The following is a 14,941-nucleotide window of genomic DNA, read 5'->3' as shown; positions in this document are numbered from 1 at the left end:
CCCCCGCCCCCGTCCCCCGCGGTCCTCGTGGTGCGCGAACCGGCCCGCGTACTGCTCACCGGGGCGACGGGCTATGTGGGCGGGCACCTGCTCGACGCCCTGCTGGAGCGCGGCGCGCAGGTCACCTGTCTGGTACGCGGAGAGCGCGACCAGGACGCCGCAGGCCGGCTGCGCCGCGTCTCGCCCGGTCTGCGTGTGGTGGCCGGGGACATCGGCCGCGAAGGGCTGGGCCTCTCCGCGGCCGGGCACGCCCTCGCCCGGGACGCCCAGATCGTGGTCCACGCCGCCGCCGACGTCCGCCTGGTCGCCCCGCCCGAGGATCTGGAGCGCACCAACCACGACGGGGTGCGGCGGCTGCTGGCCTGGATCGACGCCGAGGCCATGGGCGGGGTCCGGTTCCACCACATCTCGACGCTCGCCGTGGCCGGCGGGATCGACCCCGCCGCCCCCAACCGCCGGTTCAGCGAGGCCGATCTGCGCATCGGCCAGCACTTCCGCACCCCGTACGAGCGGTCCAAGTTCCTCGCCGAGGAGGCGGTCCGCGCCTGGGCCGCCTCCGGCCGCCGCTGCCACATCCACCGGAGCGGCCACGTCGCCGCCCACAGCCGCACCGGCGCGTTCCACGGGGGCATCGCCACCAACCGCGTCTACCAGACCCTGCGCGGCTATCTGCTGGCCGGAGCCGCCCCGCGCCTGGAGGGGGCGACGTTCGCCTTCAGCCACGTCGACACGGTGGCCGCCGGGATCGCGGCACTGGCCCTGTACGCGGACGCGGCCCCCGGGGCCCACCATGTCGAGACCCCGCATCAGGTCGCCCACGACGAACTGGTGGGCTGGATGAGGCGGTCCGGCCACCGGATCGAGCTGCGCGACGCGAAGGACTTCGCCGCCGCGCTGGACCGGGCGGAAGGCGATCACCCCGAGGAGGTCCGGCTGGCAGCGGCCTGGAGTCTGCTGGAGGACCGCAACGTCCGGACCGACTCCTCGCACACTCTCGCCGTACTCGACCGGCTGGGGGTCCGGTTCACCGCCCCGACGCCCCGGTGGTGGGCCTCCGCGCTGGCCTGGGCCACCGAGTCCGGCTTCCTGCCCCGGCCGGACCCCGCCGGCCACTGAGCGCACGCACTCCCGCCACGGGCCGCAGGCTCCCGCCGCAGGTCCCCGAACCGTGAGGTGAACCATGCCCCGGCTGTCACCCGTACTGAAGCAGGCCACTCCCGTCACCGCCGTCCGGGGGGAAGGGCTGTACCTCTACGACGCGGAGGGGCGACGCCACCTCGACTTCACCGCGGGCGTCGGCGTGACCAGCACCGGTCACTGCCATCCACGGGTCGTCGAGGCGGTCCGCGAACAGGCGGGCCGGCTGATCCACGGCCAGTACACGACCGTCCTGCACGAACCGCTGCTCACCCTGACCGAACGCCTGGGCGAGGTCCTGCCCGAGGGCCTGGACACCCTCTTCTACGCCAACTCCGGGAGCGAGGCCGTGGAGGCGGCGCTGCGCCTCGCCCGGCAGGCCACCGGGCGAGCGAGCACCGTCGTCTTCGACGGGGGTTTCCACGGCCGGACCATGGGCGCCGCTTCCCTGACCACGGCCGGCTCCCGCTTCCGGGCGCGCACCGGCCCGTTGATGCCGGGCGTCGCGGTCGCGCCCTTCCCCCACGCCTTCGACCTCGGCCTGGACGAATCCGCCGCGGTGGAGTTCGCCCTGCGGGGCCTCGACCGGGTCCTGGCCACCACCAGCGCCCCGGAGGAGACCGCCGCGTTCGTCGTGGAGCCCGTACTGGGCGAAGGCGGTTACGTTCCCGCCCCCGACGGCTTCCTCGCCGGACTGCGCGAACGCGCCGACCGGTACGGCATCGTCCTCGTCCTCGACGAGGTGCAGTGCGGGTTCGGCCGCACCGGGCGGTTCTGGGCGCACGAGTACGAGACCGGGGCCGCGACCCCCGACATCCTCGTGACGGCCAAGGGCCTGGCGAGCGGTTTTCCCCTCTCGGCGATCGCCGCGCGCGCCGATCTCATGAGCCTCGCCCGCCCCGGCTCCCACGGCGGCACGTACGGCGGGAACGCCGTCGCCTGTTCGGCCGCCCTCGCGACCCTCGACGTCATCCGCGACGAGAAGCTGGTCGCCAACGCGGCCGAGCAGGGCATGCGGCTCGCCCGCGGCCTGCACGCCGTCGCGGAGCGGACCCCGGCCGTCGCCGATGTCCGCGGGCGTGGGCTGATGCTGGGCAGCGAGTTCCGCCGGCCCGACGGGTCGCCCGACCCGGACACCGCGGGCAGGGCTCAGCAGGCCGCCGCCGAACTCGGCCTGTTGCTACTGACCTGCGGGGTCTGGGGGAACACCGTCCGGATGATCCCCGCCCTGACCGTCACCGGCGAGCAGGTCGACGAGGCGCTCGCCCTGTGGTCGAAGGCCGTGGCGACCGCCGTACGGGACCGGGACTGAACAGCACGCGCCGCCCTCACTCGTGCGGGAGCCGGCACGACGTACAGGACAGCCGAAGGGACCCCGATGGAGAACGCTTCGCGTGTCAACGCGCCCACCCCCTCCGGGGCTTGGGACACCAGCAGGCTCAAGGCCGGGCACGAGGTGTGGCGCCTGGCACCGACCGAGCAGGACCGCGCCCGGCTGTGGTCGGCCGCCGGCGGCCCGCGAAGGGAGCCCGACCCGGTCTGGGAAGCCCTGCGCTCCCGCATCCGCACGGGGCTCGATGCCTTCGGGTTCGCCCTCGTGCGGCAGCTCTTCCCCACCGGCCCTGTCGCAGACCTCCACCAGGAGGCGGACGTCACCGAGCGGGTCTCCCGGCTCGTCCGGGACTTCGGCGAGATCGTGCCGCAGAACGGTGCGGGCGACGTGACGCAGGTGCTGCGGCACCGGGAGGGGGACCCGGACGAGATCGCCTTCCACTGCGACACCTGCGACCTCCTCGTCCTGCTCTGTCTGCGGCCGGCCGCCCGGGGCGGCGCGACGCGTGTGGCCGGAGCTCCGTACATCCATGACGTCCTCGCCGCCGAACGCCCCGACGTGCTGGAACTCCTCGGCCAGGACTGGTATTTCGACCGCACCGGCCGCGCGGGCAGTCAGCTGGTCCGCACCCCGATCCTCACCACCGGACCGGACGGCGCCGTCACCTGCTACTACCAGTCCCGTACGGTGCGGGCCTCCGCCGGGCGCGATGGGCGGCCCCCGCTCGACGCCGCACGTGCCGAGGCCCTGGACGTCCTGGACGAGGTCCTCAACCGCCCGGAGACCGCCCACGCGGTCACCCTGACCTCCGGAGACCTGTTGATCATCCGCAACAGCCGCGTCATGCACGGTCGTTCCCCGTTCACCGACGGCCCCGAACCGCACCACCGGCGGGTCCTGCGCCTGTGGCTGGACGAGGTGGCGGTGTGAGGGGCGCCGTGAGCGGTACGGCAGTCGTCACCGGCGCGGGCAGCGGACTGGGCCGTGCCGCCGCCCTGGCCCTGCTCGGCCGGGGCTGGAACGTGGTTCTGGCCGGCCGGCGCCCCGACGCCCTGGACGGGACCGCGGCCCTCTCCCCGGCCGGGGACGAAAACGCTCTCGCCGTCCCCACCGACATCACCCGCCCCGACGAGGTCGCGGCGCTGTTCCGTGCCGCCCGCGACCGGTACGGGAGGGTCGATCTGCTCTTCAACAACGCCGGAGCCCCGGCGCCCCGCGTTCCCGTGGCCGAGGTGGCCCTCGACGACTGGAACCGGGTGCTGGGCACGATCGTCACCGGCACGTTCCTCTGCTCGCGGGAAGCGTTCCGCGTCATGTGCGAGCAGAACCCCTCCGGCGGACGGATCATCAACAACGGTGCGCCGTCCGCGTACGCACCCCGCCCGCACTCCGCCGCCTACACCGCGGCGAAGCACGCGGTCCTCGGCCTGACCCGCTCGCTCTCCCTCGACGGCCGCGCCCACAACATCGCCTGCGGCCAGCTCGACGTGGGGAACGTCGAGCCACCGGACGGCGCCCCGCAGCCCCCCGCGCGTCAGGCCGACGGCAGCGAGGCGGTGGAGTCGACACTGCCGGTGTCCCACTTCACCGACGCCCTCCTGCTGATGGCCTCCCTGCCTGTCACCGCCAACGTGCAGTCCCTCACCGTCCTCCCCACCACGATGCCCTTCGTCGGCCGTGGCTGAGCGCCCCGCGACAGGCGGACGGACCCGGCCACGCCGAGCCCCGCCCCCGTCCATCGCGCCGTACGACACACTCTCCCCGCCCCTCGACCGAAAGAGGCGAACCATGCTCGGCGAGACCGCCCGCACCTGGCTGCACCGCTGGGACGAGCAGCAGGAGCGCTACAGCCCGGACCGGGAGGAACGCTTCCAGGTCGTCCTCGACATCGTCGGCCGGTCCCTCGACCGGAGCGGGACGGCCACCCGGCCGCTCCTGGTGGACCTGGGCTGCGGCACCGGCTCGCTGACCACCCGGCTGGCCCGCGCCTTCCCGCGGGCCGACACCGTCGGCGTCGACGCGGACCCGCTCCTCCTCGGTCTCGCGGAGGAGGCGGTCACGGGCACGGACATCCGCCTCCTGGCGCGCGACCTCACCGCACCCGGCTGGGCCGACGACATCGCACCGGCGCCCTGGGACGCGGCCGTCTCGTCCACCGCGCTCCACTGGCTCGACCCCGACGAACTCGCCGCGCTCTACCGCACCCTGGCCGGCCGGCTGCGCCCCGGAGGCGTCTTCGTCGACGCCGACAACCGCAGGCCCGCCGACAACCGGGAGCTGAACGACATCGCCCGCCATGTCCGTTTCCGCCGCGGCCACCGGACGGGCCGTCAGGGCCGCGAGGCCTGGGCGGGCTGGTGGAAGTCCTTCCTCTCCGCCCCGGAACTCGCCCCGCTCGCCGAGGCCCGGGCCCGCTCGCCGATCGCGCACCGCACCTTCAGGGAGCCCCACGGACTGACGACCGCCGACCAGATGACGCTCCTGAGCGAAGCCGGTTTCAGCGGTGCCGCCACCGTCTGGCAGTGCGGCGACGACAGTGTCCTGGTGGCCGTCCGCTGAGCCGGTGAACGGCACCGGGCCGGCCGGCGGGGTCGCGGAGGACCGGCATTCCGGGTCCCGGCACGAGGACGGGCCCGACCATCCGGTGCGTGGCGCACGGTGACGCGTCATCTTCTCCGGTCCAGGACGGTGGTCCACGGCCGGCCGCCGACGCGACTCAGCCGAGGTCATCGGGTGTGAGGTCGGGACGCAGGCGGTGCCAGGAGGGCTGGCGCAGCCGTCCGGCCCTGGTGCGGGTCGCGTAGCGGACCTCGCCGACCAGCCGGGGCTCCACCCACCGGGCCCCGGTCACCGCGGGCCGCTCGGTGAACGGGCAGGTATCGGTCGCAGCGGCGTGGAGGAGGGCCCCGAGGGTGACGCGTTCGGCGTCGCTCCAGCCGGTGCCGACGCCGCCGACGTAGCGGAGTCCCCCGCCGGGGTCCGGCCGGCCCATGAGGAGGGCGCCGGGCAGCGAGGTGAGGCGGCCGTGGCCGGGCAGCCAGCCGCCGACGACGATGTCCTCGGTCCGCACGTGCCGGATCTTGACCCACGCCCGGGAGCGGACACCCGGCTCGTAGAGGGAGGTGCGCCGCTTGGCGACGATCCCTTCGAAGCCGGCGGCCCGGGTCATCTCCAGCGCCCGCCGACCGTGTCCGACGACCGCGGCCGGGGTCGACCACGCGGGCCCGCCCAGGTCCAGGGAGTCCAGGACGGCGCGGCGCTCGGAGTACGGGGTGCGGGTGAGCCGGCTCGTGCCGAGGAACACGACGTCGAAGAACATCAGGTGCACGGGCGCCTTCGCGGCCATGCGGGCCGCCCTGGCCCGGGAGCCGGCCAGCCCCATCCGGGGCTGCAGCCGCTGGAAGTCGCCGCGCCCCTCGTCGTCCAGGGCGACGATCTCCCCGTCCAGCACGGCGGGGCGGGAGCCCAGCGCCGCTCCCAGGCTCATGAGCTCGGGATAGGCGGGGGTGATGTCGGCGCCGGACCGGGAGCGCAGCTGTACGGACCCGTCGCCGGGAAGGTAGACCATGCACCGCTGCCCGTCCTGCTTCACCTCGTACGCGTACGAGGTGTCCTCCGAGGGCGGGGGCAGCCGCCCGGGGGTCGCGAGCATCGGCGCGATGCGGGGCAGACGCGCCACGGAACCGTCCCGGTCCTCGGTCAGGAGGCGCTCCGCTTCCTCGCCGTGCGTTGGGCGCCGGTCGTCTTCTTCGCCGCGGTCGTCTTCCCTGCGCCCGTCTTCCGGCCGGTGGTCTTCCTGGACGCGGTCGCCTTCCGGCCGGTGGCCGACGTCCCGGACGAGGCCGTCCTCTTCGCCGGGGTCTTCTTCCGGGGCCGCATCTCGTGCACCGTGGCTTCCCCTCCCCCGTCCTCCCCGCGGCTCTCCTTCGCCGCCTCGACCGACGCGTTCAGCGCGGCCATCAGGTCCACGACCTTGCCCTCCTGCTGCTCCTCGCCCTCGGCGGGCTCCGGAAGCTCCTTGCCCTCCGACTTCGCCGTGAGCAGTTCCTCCAGGGCGTCCCGGTAGGTGTCCCGGAACCCGGCGATGCTGTCCACAGCCATGGTGTCGGTGAGCTGGACGGCCCGCTCGATCTCTTCGTCGTCCAGCTCGACCTGGAGCGGGGCCAGGGACTCGGGGCTGCGGATCTCGTCCGGCCAGCGCATCGAGTGCAGCACGATCGCCCCTTCCCTGACCCGCAGCAGCCCCAGCCGCTCACGGTTGTGCCAGGCGAACTTCGCGACGGCCACCTTGTCCGAGCGCTCCAGCGCCCGGCGCAGCAAGGTGTAGGGCTTCTCGGCGACCTTGCCGTCGATCGCGAGGTAGTAGGAGTCGCTGATCCGGATCGGGTCGACGCTGCCGGCGTCCACGAACGCGACGATCTCGATGGCTTTCGCGGTGGGCAGCGGAATCCGGTCCAGTTCCTCATCCGTGATCGGCACCGTCTGTTCCTTGGAGAGCTCGTAGCCCTTGCCGATCTCGTCCTGCGACAGGACTTCGCCGTCCAGCTCGCAGACCTTCCGGGTGCGCACCCGTCCGAGGTCCTCCAGGTGGACCTGGCGGAAGTGGATCGAGTGGTCCTGGGTCGCGGAGACGACCTTCACCGGGATGGTGACCAGGCCGAAGCTGATCGCACCGGTCCACAAAGGCCTCGGCATACCTACCTCCATGCCCGCCGCGCGGGCTGAGTCGCCGTGCGGGCTCTCACGACCCCCACCACATTCTCAGCACCATTCGTATCCCGGCGCCATTCGTGGTGCTGCGCCGGGACGCGGAACGGCGAAGGCGGCGGCCTTGTCGTTCCCCTCATTGGCGAGGAAGACGATTCCGTGGGGGGAAGACGGTCGCCTCACATCCGGGATCGCAGCACGTCGACCTCACACCCCGGTGCGAACGGGTCGAAGCCGCGCTCGATCAGCCAGCGGACCGCCAGCAGGCTTCGCAACGACCACCACGCGTGGATCACGTCGAGGTCGATGCCGCCGCCATAGCCGGCGAGGACGTCGTCGAGGTGCTTCTCCTGTCCGAGCGTGAAGGTGGCGAGGTCGTACAGGGCATCGCCCCGACCCGCCTCGGACCAGTCGATGATGCCCGTGACCTCGTCGCCGTCGAGGAAGACGTGCGCGATCTGCAGGTCGCCGTGCGTGAACGCCGGAGTCCACGGCCGGAGCGCGGCCCCGGCGACCCGGCGGTTGTGGGCGACCAGGTCAGCGGGCAGGAGGCCGTTCGTCACGAGCGACGCGCACTCGTCGTCGAGTTCCGCCGCCAGCGCGACAACGCTCCGCCCGGCACGACCGGGCCAGGGCGGCGGCGGCGCGTCGTGCAGCTTCCGGATGGCGGCGCCCGCCGCGGCCCACGCCGCCGACGACCCGGTGGACGGCCCGCCGAGACGCCCGAGCGTTGTTCCCGGGAGTGCGGCGATCGCGAGCACGGGCGGCTTGTGCCACAGGACCTCCGGGGTCGGGACCGGCACGAGGGACATCGCCTCGACCTCGACGTCGATGCGCGCCTGATCGGCGTCCACCTTCAGGAACACGTCGCCGACGCGCAGAGTCGCGCGCTCGGAATGGGCGACGACGACTTCGATCTCTTCCATGGGCGACCAGTATTCCGGGGACCACGACAGGACCACCAGCGGGCTGGGCTCCCCCAGCGAAACCGGGACAGTTGAGTACGGGAGCCCACAGGTGGACCGCCGGTTCGTACCCTGACGAGGGTGGAGGACCATAGAGCTACCAGGATCGTTACGCGTCCGGCGCCCGCCCTGCGGCGGTACGTCGGCTCGTATGCCGGTTTCGACCTTCGCGGGTTCCCGGCGGGGGTGCACTGCGGTCCGCCGGGCCGCATGCTCACTGCGGTGATCAGCCTGTCCGACCCTCTGGAGGTGGCGACGGGCGTCGACGACGGGTCACCGGTGACCCGATTCGGCAGCGTCGCCGGCGGTCTGATGTGCCGGTCCGTCGCGATCCACCACGACGGACACCAGCGAGGCGTGCAGGTGTCGCTGACACCGCTCGGGGCTCGGGCCGTCTACGGCATGCCCGCCGCTGCGCTCGTCCATCAACTGGTTCCACTCGACGAGCTTCTCGGAGCGCTCGGCGTCGAGCTGGTCGACCGGCTCCGAACGGCGACGACCTGGGCCGCGCGGTTCGCCGTGCTGGACGAGTTGCTCCTGCGAGCCGTCGGCCGCAGCGACGGTGGCGAACGCGTCCCCCGGGTACGCCCCGAGGTGGCCGAGGCCTGGCGCCGCCTCGTCGCCGCGCGGGGCCGTGTCCAGGTCGGGGCGGTCGCCGCAGAGCTGGGCTGGAGCCGCCGGTATCTCACCGAGCGGTTTCGCAGTGAGGTGGGCCTGTTGCCGAAGACCTTCGCCCGGGTTCTGCGCTTCGAGCACGCGCACGAACTGGCAACAGCGCACGCCCCGCTCCCGTGGGCCGATGTGGCGGCCCTCTCCGGCTACGCCGACCAGGCCCATCTCGTCCGGGAGTGGAGCGAGTTCACGGGCCGGTCGCCGACAGCCTGGCGTCGCGGCGAAGTCCTCCTCGGGACCGGGTAGTCGCCGGCCGGCTGCCCGTCGCGTCGGCTCCCGTTCCCTTTCCTTCAAGACCACCCGATGGCCGTCCGGTGACGATCGTCGGCATGAGACTCATCGACCACGAACGCGACGCCATCGACCTGCGGACCACCCCCGTACACCTCGGGCTGGGCTCGAGAGCCAAACCCGTCGAGGGCTTCGCCTGGGACCCGGAGGTGCTCCAGGCCTACAGCGCCGCGGTCGCGGCGGACGGCGCCGAGGGCCGGACAGTGACGATCTTCGACGGCGACGGCCCCGGCGACCACTGGGAGCGCCACCCCGCCGGCGACGAACTGGTCGTCTGCCTCAGTGGGTCGGTGACGGTCACCCGCGACATGGACGGGGTGCCCGACCGTGTGACGCTCCGGCCGGGCGAGGCCACCGTCAACCCGGCCGGGGCGTGGCACGCGGTCGACATGGCGGGGCCGGCGTCCATCCTGACCATCACCGCCGGCCTCGGCACCGACCAGCGTTCCCGGACCGACACCCGGGGACTGCTCACCGAGACATAGCCCGGCGCGACCGCGGTTCGAGTCCGGAGCGAGGCGGTCGAGTGGGAGAGGAAGCCACCAGGCCGGCAGAGAGCGGGCCGGTGGCTTCCTCGGCCACGTGGCGGTCTTGAGCCGATGTCACGGTGACGCGCCCCGGAGGACGGGGGGATAGGGCGGTGCAATCGCGAGTTGGCATCATTCCCAGCAGGTGTCCGCTCCCCCACACTCTCTCCGTACCGTCCCGCGCCCCGTCCGTTCAGCGGACAAACTCCAGGGTGCGGCTTCACCGGACAGTAGGAGAAATCCCCCATGAGACACGTCCCGACCGCCATCGCCTCCGCCCTTGCCGGCCTCGGATTATTCGCCGCGCTGGGTTCAGCTCCCGCGGTCTCCGCCGCTCCCGCTCCTGCTCCTGCCACCTCCACCTCAGCCGGCATTGCCGCGTACAACGGGTCGGGCGAGAACGCCGCCGCGAACCGGGCCTTCTTCGACGCGGTCATGAAGTCGGTCGCCGAGAAGCGGGCCGCCAACCCCGGAACCCAGGCGGTCACGGTCACGTACAGCGCGGCTTCCGCCCCGAGCTTCCGCACCCAGATAGCCAACAGCACCCGGATCTGGAACAGCTCGGTCTCCAACGTCCGGCTTCAGGAAGGCTCCAGGGCCGACTTCACGTACCGCGAAGGAAACGATCCGCGCGGATCGTACGCCTCGACCAATGGGCACGGCCGTGGCTTCATCTTCCTGGACTACCGGCAGAACCAGCAGTACAACTCGACCCGCGTCACCACGCACGAGACCGGACATGTGCTCGGCCTGCCGGACAACTACTCCGGACCGTGCAGCCAGCTGATGTCCGGCGGCGGCCCCGGCCCGTCCTGCACCAACGCACAGCCGGACGCCAACGAGCGAGCGCGGGTGAACCAGCTCTGGCAGAACGGCTTCGCGGCCGCGCTGGCCCGTGCCGCCTCCTAGCCGGGAACTGATAGCTGCACCTGCGTGAGTGGCGGGCCGTTCCGGGCGGGGAGCGGCCCTCCACACCGAGCCTTCTGCCGTCAGCGATCCGGTGCGGAGCGGCAGGCGGGAAGTCCGCGGCGGCGCAGGGTCGCGGTAGGGCCAACCCGACCACGCCCTGGTCACATGAGCCACACGACGGCAGAACCCGGCTCCACCTGACTGAGGGCCGCGTGTCGCGGAACTCCGGTGCCGGGCCCCTGCTCAGCCGGCAAAGCGCACGGCGACGCCGGGGCATTCTCGCGTCTTTGCGGGGTAGGCGGATGCCACACCTTTCCGAGGAGGAACCATGTCCGGACTGATCACCCGTCTCACGCAGTTCACCCGCAGCCCCCGTGGCCGGCGGACCATGGAGTCGGCCCGACGTGCCGCGGCCGACCCCCGCAAGCGCGCCCAGGCTCGCAGCCTGCTCGGCCGGCTGCGCGGACGCCGGTGACATCGGCGCTTCGGCGCTTCGGCGGACGACCGGAAGTACCTGCCGGCATCACCCATCGGAGAACGGGGATGAGCGGCCTCGACGGAAGTCGATCGCTACCCTGCCCGGCGCGTCCGCACGGCTGCCAGTCGCCGACCGCATCGGCGACACCATCGCGACCGACTTGATCCACAGATTCTGAATACTCCTCGTGGCGCGGGGTGGGCGTCAGTATGTTCGCTGCTCGCAGAGCAATAGACGGCACGACTCGACGCGGCCAACAGGGCGTCGCGGGTCTGTCGTTCTCCGATGTGATCCGCACCCCGCCTTGGCCGTGGCGTCGCACTGCCGCTCCGGCGTAGCTCCCGTGCTCGGCGAAGGCGAGGAGGTGCCGCCGCAGGCGGAGCCAGACGAAATCGGCCTCACCGCTCATGCTCCTGGCCGCCTTCGTGCTGGAGCCGGGCGCTGCGCGCCTTCGCGGGAATGGGCATCAGGTTCCCAGCCCTCGGACGTGGGCGCCTCTGGAGGAGGCCCCGTCGCTCGTGCAGCTGTCGTCCTCGCCGGACTCGCGCGGTACACCCAGTTGTCGTCCACAACGGGCTCGCCTGGTACACCGTCGGACTCCAGCCTGACCGTGGAGACGTCGGCCGGCGAGCGTCAGTGGCCAGCAGGCCGGTGTCGCCGGTCGCGCGGTGCAGCTCGGCCAGCCCGGCGAGGACGACGCCCTGGTGGTATGTCCAGGCCGGGTGCCGGTCATGGGCGCAGGAGTCGTCGAGGCCGTCGTTGACCATCCGGTCCGGGTTGATCATGCCGCTCTTCCGGAACCAGTTCCAGCCGCGTTGCGCCCGGTCCAGGTACGTGGTGTCGCCGGGGATGCCGTTGTGCAGGGCCGCGTTGACCTGGAATGCACCTCGACGGCCAAGGAGTGCAGCCCGAAACGGGCCGCGGTGGCCTCGATCCCAGCGGGGCCGGGGTCCATCAGTCCGATCCAGGCGACACCACCCGACCGCTCCAGCCCATCCGCGGCTTCCCGCAGGTCAGGCGGGCACGCGATGCGACGCCCTTCGGCGTGGATGCGGCCGTCGATGATCGTCATCGGGCCGCCCCGTCTCCGGCTCGCGGCACCGGGATCAGAACACTCTGCACGGCGGGCCCGACGAGCGTGATCAGCCTCTCGCGCTCCGCCTCGCTGAGGGTGGGAACGCCGACGACCCCCCGTCCCACCACGAGCCCGACGAGCATCGACGACACGATCCCCACCCGGAGCGCCACGTCGTCGTCCGGGGAACGCGACGCGAGAGCGTCCACGAGCAGTCGTTCCTGGAGGAACTCACGGAGTTGGCCGTTCGCCCCGTCGTTGGCGATGGCGCCGCGGAGCATCGCCATGAGCGGCTCCGAGCTCCGTACGTCCTGCTCCCACACATCGAAGAAGGCGCGGACGACGCGTTCCCCCAGGCCGTTCTCCTCGCCCTCGAACGCGGCGCTGAAGCGTGTCAGCGCGTCCGCGGGAACCGACATGACGGCGGCGAACAGCTCGTTCTTCGAGCGGAAGAACTGCATCACCAGCGACGCGTCCACCCCGGCGTCGGCCGCAACCCGGCGGATCGTGGTCGCGGTGAAGCCGTCGGTCGCGAATCGCGCGCGGGCCGCGGCGAGGATCGCCTGCCGCGTCGAGTTCGTCCCCGGTCGCCGTCCGCGACGGGCGGTGGTCGGATTCGTGTGAGCGGTCATGGCCCAAAACTACCGCCCGATCACTATCTCAACACGTGTTGAGTTTCCCGATTCGCAGACGTACGCTCGGTTCGTCGGCAGAAACCGCCTGCGGACGGAGACATGCGAGGAGCTCACCATGAGTGACATCCAGAAGGTATTCACGCACTCCCAGCCCCTGGAGCCGGGGCCCAGGTACGGAATCCTGAGCGGCTTCGAGCCCGGCACCCGGACCCTTGAGGCGGGTTTCCAGATCGCCCCGCCGTTCAAGCCGCTGCCTGTCGACATCGCGTTCGAGAAGGACGTGGCGGTCACCCTGCGTGATGGCGTGACGATCCACGTGGACCTCTTCCGGCCCGCCGGGTCCGAGCGGGTGCCGGTCATCGTGGCGTGGAGCCCGTACGGGAAGGGTCAGGGGACCTCCGCCAGCGTGATGGGCATCTTCGGCATGGTCGGGCTCGACAACGGGGTCGTCTCGGGGCTTGCGAAGTTCGAGGGGCCGGACCCGGCGTACTGGTGCGCGCAGGGCTACGCGATCTGCAACCCCGACATCCGGGGCGTGGTGGACTCGGAGGGCGACAGTGTCGTGTGGGACCGGCAGGAGGGCCGGGACTGCTACGACCTGATCGAGTGGCTGGGCGTACAGGACTGGTGCACCGGCAAGGTAGCGATGAGCGGCACCTCCTACCTCGCGGTCTCCCAGTGGTTCACCGCGGCCGAACAGCCCCCGCACCTGGCGGCGATCAACCCCTGGGAAGGCGTGAGCGACGTCTACCGTGACCTGGTGATGCGCGGCGGTCTGCCGGACACCGGGTTCGCCGAGCAGCTCCAGAACAACAGCTACTGGGGCAAGGGCCGACGGGAGGACATCCTCGCCGAAGCCGAGCGGTACCCCCTGATGAACGAGCTGTGGGAGAACAAGATCCCGCAGTTCGAGAGGATCGACGTGCCCGCCTACGTCGTCGCCAGTTACTCCAACACCTTGCACACCGCGGGCACCTTCCGTGCCTGGCGCCGGATGGCGTCCGAGGACAAGTGGCTGCGTGTCCACAACAGCCAGGAATGGCCCGACTACTACGACGCGGAGAACACGGAGGACCTGCGCCGGTTCTTCGACCGCTTCCTCAAGGACGATGACAACGGATGGGAGCGGACGCCCCGCGTGCGCTACTCCCTCCTCGACCTCCAGGGCGGCGACCAGGTCAACGTCCCGGCGGACCAGTTCCCGCCGGCGGACGTCACCCCGGTGAAGTACTACCTCGACGGGCTCTCACGGGGCATGGCGACCGAAGCACCTGGCGTGGCGGCGACGGCGGACTACGCCGTCGAATCCACCCCGGGTCAGGTGTCGTTCGTGACGCGCTTCGCCCAGGAGACCGTGCTGGTCGGTTACCCGAAGGCCCATCTGTGGGTCGAGGCGGAGGGTGCGGACGACATGGACCTGTTCCTCCTCGTCCAGAAGCTCGACGCGTACGGCACGCCGCTCCAGGCCTTCACCGTGCCCAACCACAACGCGCGGGTGCATGACATCACCGAGCACGGCGCCTCGATCCTGCGGTACAAGGGGGCGGACGGACGGCTGCGCGTCTCGATGCGCCACCTGGACGAGAAGCTGTCGACCGAGGACGTCCCCGCCCACAGCTTCGACCGGGTCGAAAAGCTCTCCCCCGGCGAGATCGTGGACGTCGAGATCGACCTGCTCCCGGTGGGGCTCACCTTCCACCCGGGCGAGCAGCTGCGCCTCGTCGTCAGCAGCCGGTCCCTCCTGGGCACGATGATGCCCGGAAACCGCGAGTACACCACTCCCCACGGCGGTCGCCACATCGTCCACACCGGAGGCGACCGGGCCTCGTACCTCCAGCTGCCGGTCAAGCCCGCGTAACCGAAGCGCCCCGCCCACGTGCGGGGCGCTCTGCGTACGGGGCGCCCGCCCGGCCCGGTGCGGCGTGCCCGGCCGTGCCGTGACCGTGACCCTCCAGTCAGGTCCCACCGGCGCCGGAAGCATCGACGACCACGAGCTGTTCTACGCCCGCCGCTCCCTGAAGCGCTTCCGGGCGCGGCGTGGACGCCAAGGGCTGCTCTATCTCCTGGCGGCGGACATCGACGAGGACAACGCATTCCTGCGGGAGAGCGCCATCGCCTCGGACGGCCGCTTCACCCCGGGCACGACGGTCCTCACGGCACGGGGTCTCACCTCGGGCGAGTTCCTGGCCTGGATGGACAAGGCCTTCGCAGC

Annotated in this window: 15 protein-coding genes; 10 read left to right on the top strand and 5 right to left on the bottom strand. The window is 72.0% G+C overall.

From position 1 onward, the window contains the following. From HET64_RS03965 to HET64_RS03945, 5 genes are all read left to right on the top strand, one after another. Positions 1–1,116, top strand: a 1,116-nt coding sequence (locus tag HET64_RS03965) for an SDR family oxidoreductase (RefSeq protein ID WP_215102324.1), incomplete at its 5' end; no start/stop codon positions are given. A gap of 64 nt (positions 1,117–1,180) precedes the next feature. Beyond that, positions 1,181–2,449 (top strand): aspartate aminotransferase family protein, encoded by a 1,269-nt coding sequence (locus HET64_RS03960; RefSeq protein ID WP_215102322.1) that lies wholly within the window; start codon positions 1,181–1,183, stop codon positions 2,447–2,449. A 66-nt stretch (positions 2,450–2,515) separates the two neighbouring features. Beyond that, positions 2,516–3,400, top strand: coding sequence for a TauD/TfdA family dioxygenase (locus HET64_RS03955; protein WP_215102320.1), 885 nt, complete (start codon positions 2,516–2,518; stop codon positions 3,398–3,400). Positions 3,401–3,408: 8 nt separating this feature from the next. Further along, the gene (locus HET64_RS03950; RefSeq protein ID WP_308369789.1) at positions 3,409–4,155 is read left to right on the top strand and encodes an SDR family oxidoreductase; all 747 of its coding nucleotides are present in this window, start codon (positions 3,409–3,411) and stop codon (positions 4,153–4,155) included. A gap of 103 nt (positions 4,156–4,258) precedes the next feature. Further along, positions 4,259–5,029 (top strand): trans-aconitate 2-methyltransferase, encoded by a 771-nt coding sequence (locus HET64_RS03945; protein ID WP_215102316.1) that lies wholly within the window; start codon positions 4,259–4,261, stop codon positions 5,027–5,029. 157 nt (positions 5,030–5,186) lie between these two features. On the opposite strand, the gene ligD is transcribed toward HET64_RS03945, so the two are convergent. The 3 genes from ligD to HET64_RS03930 form a co-directional block, all read right to left on the bottom strand. After that, on the bottom strand, positions 5,187–6,149 hold the full coding sequence (ligD, locus tag HET64_RS03940) for a non-homologous end-joining DNA ligase (RefSeq protein WP_215102309.1): 963 nt from the start codon (positions 6,147–6,149) through the stop codon (positions 5,187–5,189). A gap of 20 nt (positions 6,150–6,169) precedes the next feature. Continuing rightward, on the bottom strand, positions 6,170–7,165 hold the full coding sequence (locus HET64_RS03935) for a Ku protein (protein ID WP_215102308.1): 996 nt from the start codon (positions 7,163–7,165) through the stop codon (positions 6,170–6,172). A 191-nt stretch (positions 7,166–7,356) separates the two neighbouring features. After that, entirely contained in the window at positions 7,357–8,103 is a 747-nt protein-coding gene (locus HET64_RS03930) for a phosphotransferase family protein (RefSeq protein ID WP_215102304.1), read from the bottom strand. A 120-nt stretch (positions 8,104–8,223) separates the two neighbouring features. Between HET64_RS03930 and HET64_RS03925 the strand changes: the two genes are divergently transcribed. The 4 genes from HET64_RS03925 to HET64_RS03910 all read left to right on the top strand — a co-directional run bounded on the left by HET64_RS03925 (position 8,224) and on the right by HET64_RS03910 (position 11,016). Beyond that, complete coding sequence (locus HET64_RS03925) at positions 8,224–9,060, top strand: helix-turn-helix domain-containing protein (protein ID WP_215102303.1); 837 nt, start codon at positions 8,224–8,226, stop codon at positions 9,058–9,060. Positions 9,061–9,143: 83 nt separating this feature from the next. Then, positions 9,144–9,590 (top strand): cupin domain-containing protein, encoded by a 447-nt coding sequence (locus HET64_RS03920; RefSeq protein WP_215102302.1) that lies wholly within the window; start codon positions 9,144–9,146, stop codon positions 9,588–9,590. Positions 9,591–9,878: 288 nt separating this feature from the next. Next, positions 9,879–10,541 carry a snapalysin gene (gene snpA, locus HET64_RS03915; protein ID WP_215102301.1) on the top strand — a complete coding sequence of 221 codons (663 nt, stop codon included), beginning with the start codon at positions 9,879–9,881 and terminating at the stop codon, positions 10,539–10,541. 328 nt (positions 10,542–10,869) lie between these two features. After that, positions 10,870–11,016: a hypothetical protein gene (locus HET64_RS03910; protein WP_215102300.1), complete on the top strand. Its 147-nt coding sequence runs from the start codon at positions 10,870–10,872 to the stop codon at positions 11,014–11,016. 401 nt (positions 11,017–11,417) lie between these two features. Here the strand turns inward: HET64_RS03910 and HET64_RS03905 are convergent, their stop codons facing one another. Both HET64_RS03905 and HET64_RS03900 read right to left on the bottom strand, forming a co-directional pair. After that, positions 11,418–11,849, bottom strand: coding sequence for a glycoside hydrolase family 76 protein (locus tag HET64_RS03905; protein WP_374105534.1), 432 nt, complete (start codon positions 11,847–11,849; stop codon positions 11,418–11,420). Between the two features lie 238 nt (positions 11,850–12,087). Then, positions 12,088–12,726 (bottom strand): TetR/AcrR family transcriptional regulator, encoded by a 639-nt coding sequence (locus HET64_RS03900; RefSeq protein WP_215102299.1) that lies wholly within the window; start codon positions 12,724–12,726, stop codon positions 12,088–12,090. A gap of 118 nt (positions 12,727–12,844) precedes the next feature. On the opposite strand from HET64_RS03900, the gene HET64_RS03895 reads away from it, so the two are divergent. Further along, positions 12,845–14,587 (top strand): CocE/NonD family hydrolase, encoded by a 1,743-nt coding sequence (locus tag HET64_RS03895; RefSeq protein WP_215102297.1) that lies wholly within the window; start codon positions 12,845–12,847, stop codon positions 14,585–14,587. Positions 14,588–14,941: the final 354 nt, after the last annotated feature.

The sequence above is a fragment of the Streptomyces sp. McG3 genome (assembly GCF_018619185.1).
In the GTDB taxonomy this organism is placed as follows: domain Bacteria; phylum Actinomycetota; class Actinomycetes; order Streptomycetales; family Streptomycetaceae; genus Streptomyces.
Note: the sequence above shows the minus strand (reverse complement) of the source record. Positions and strands in the feature narration are given on the sequence as shown.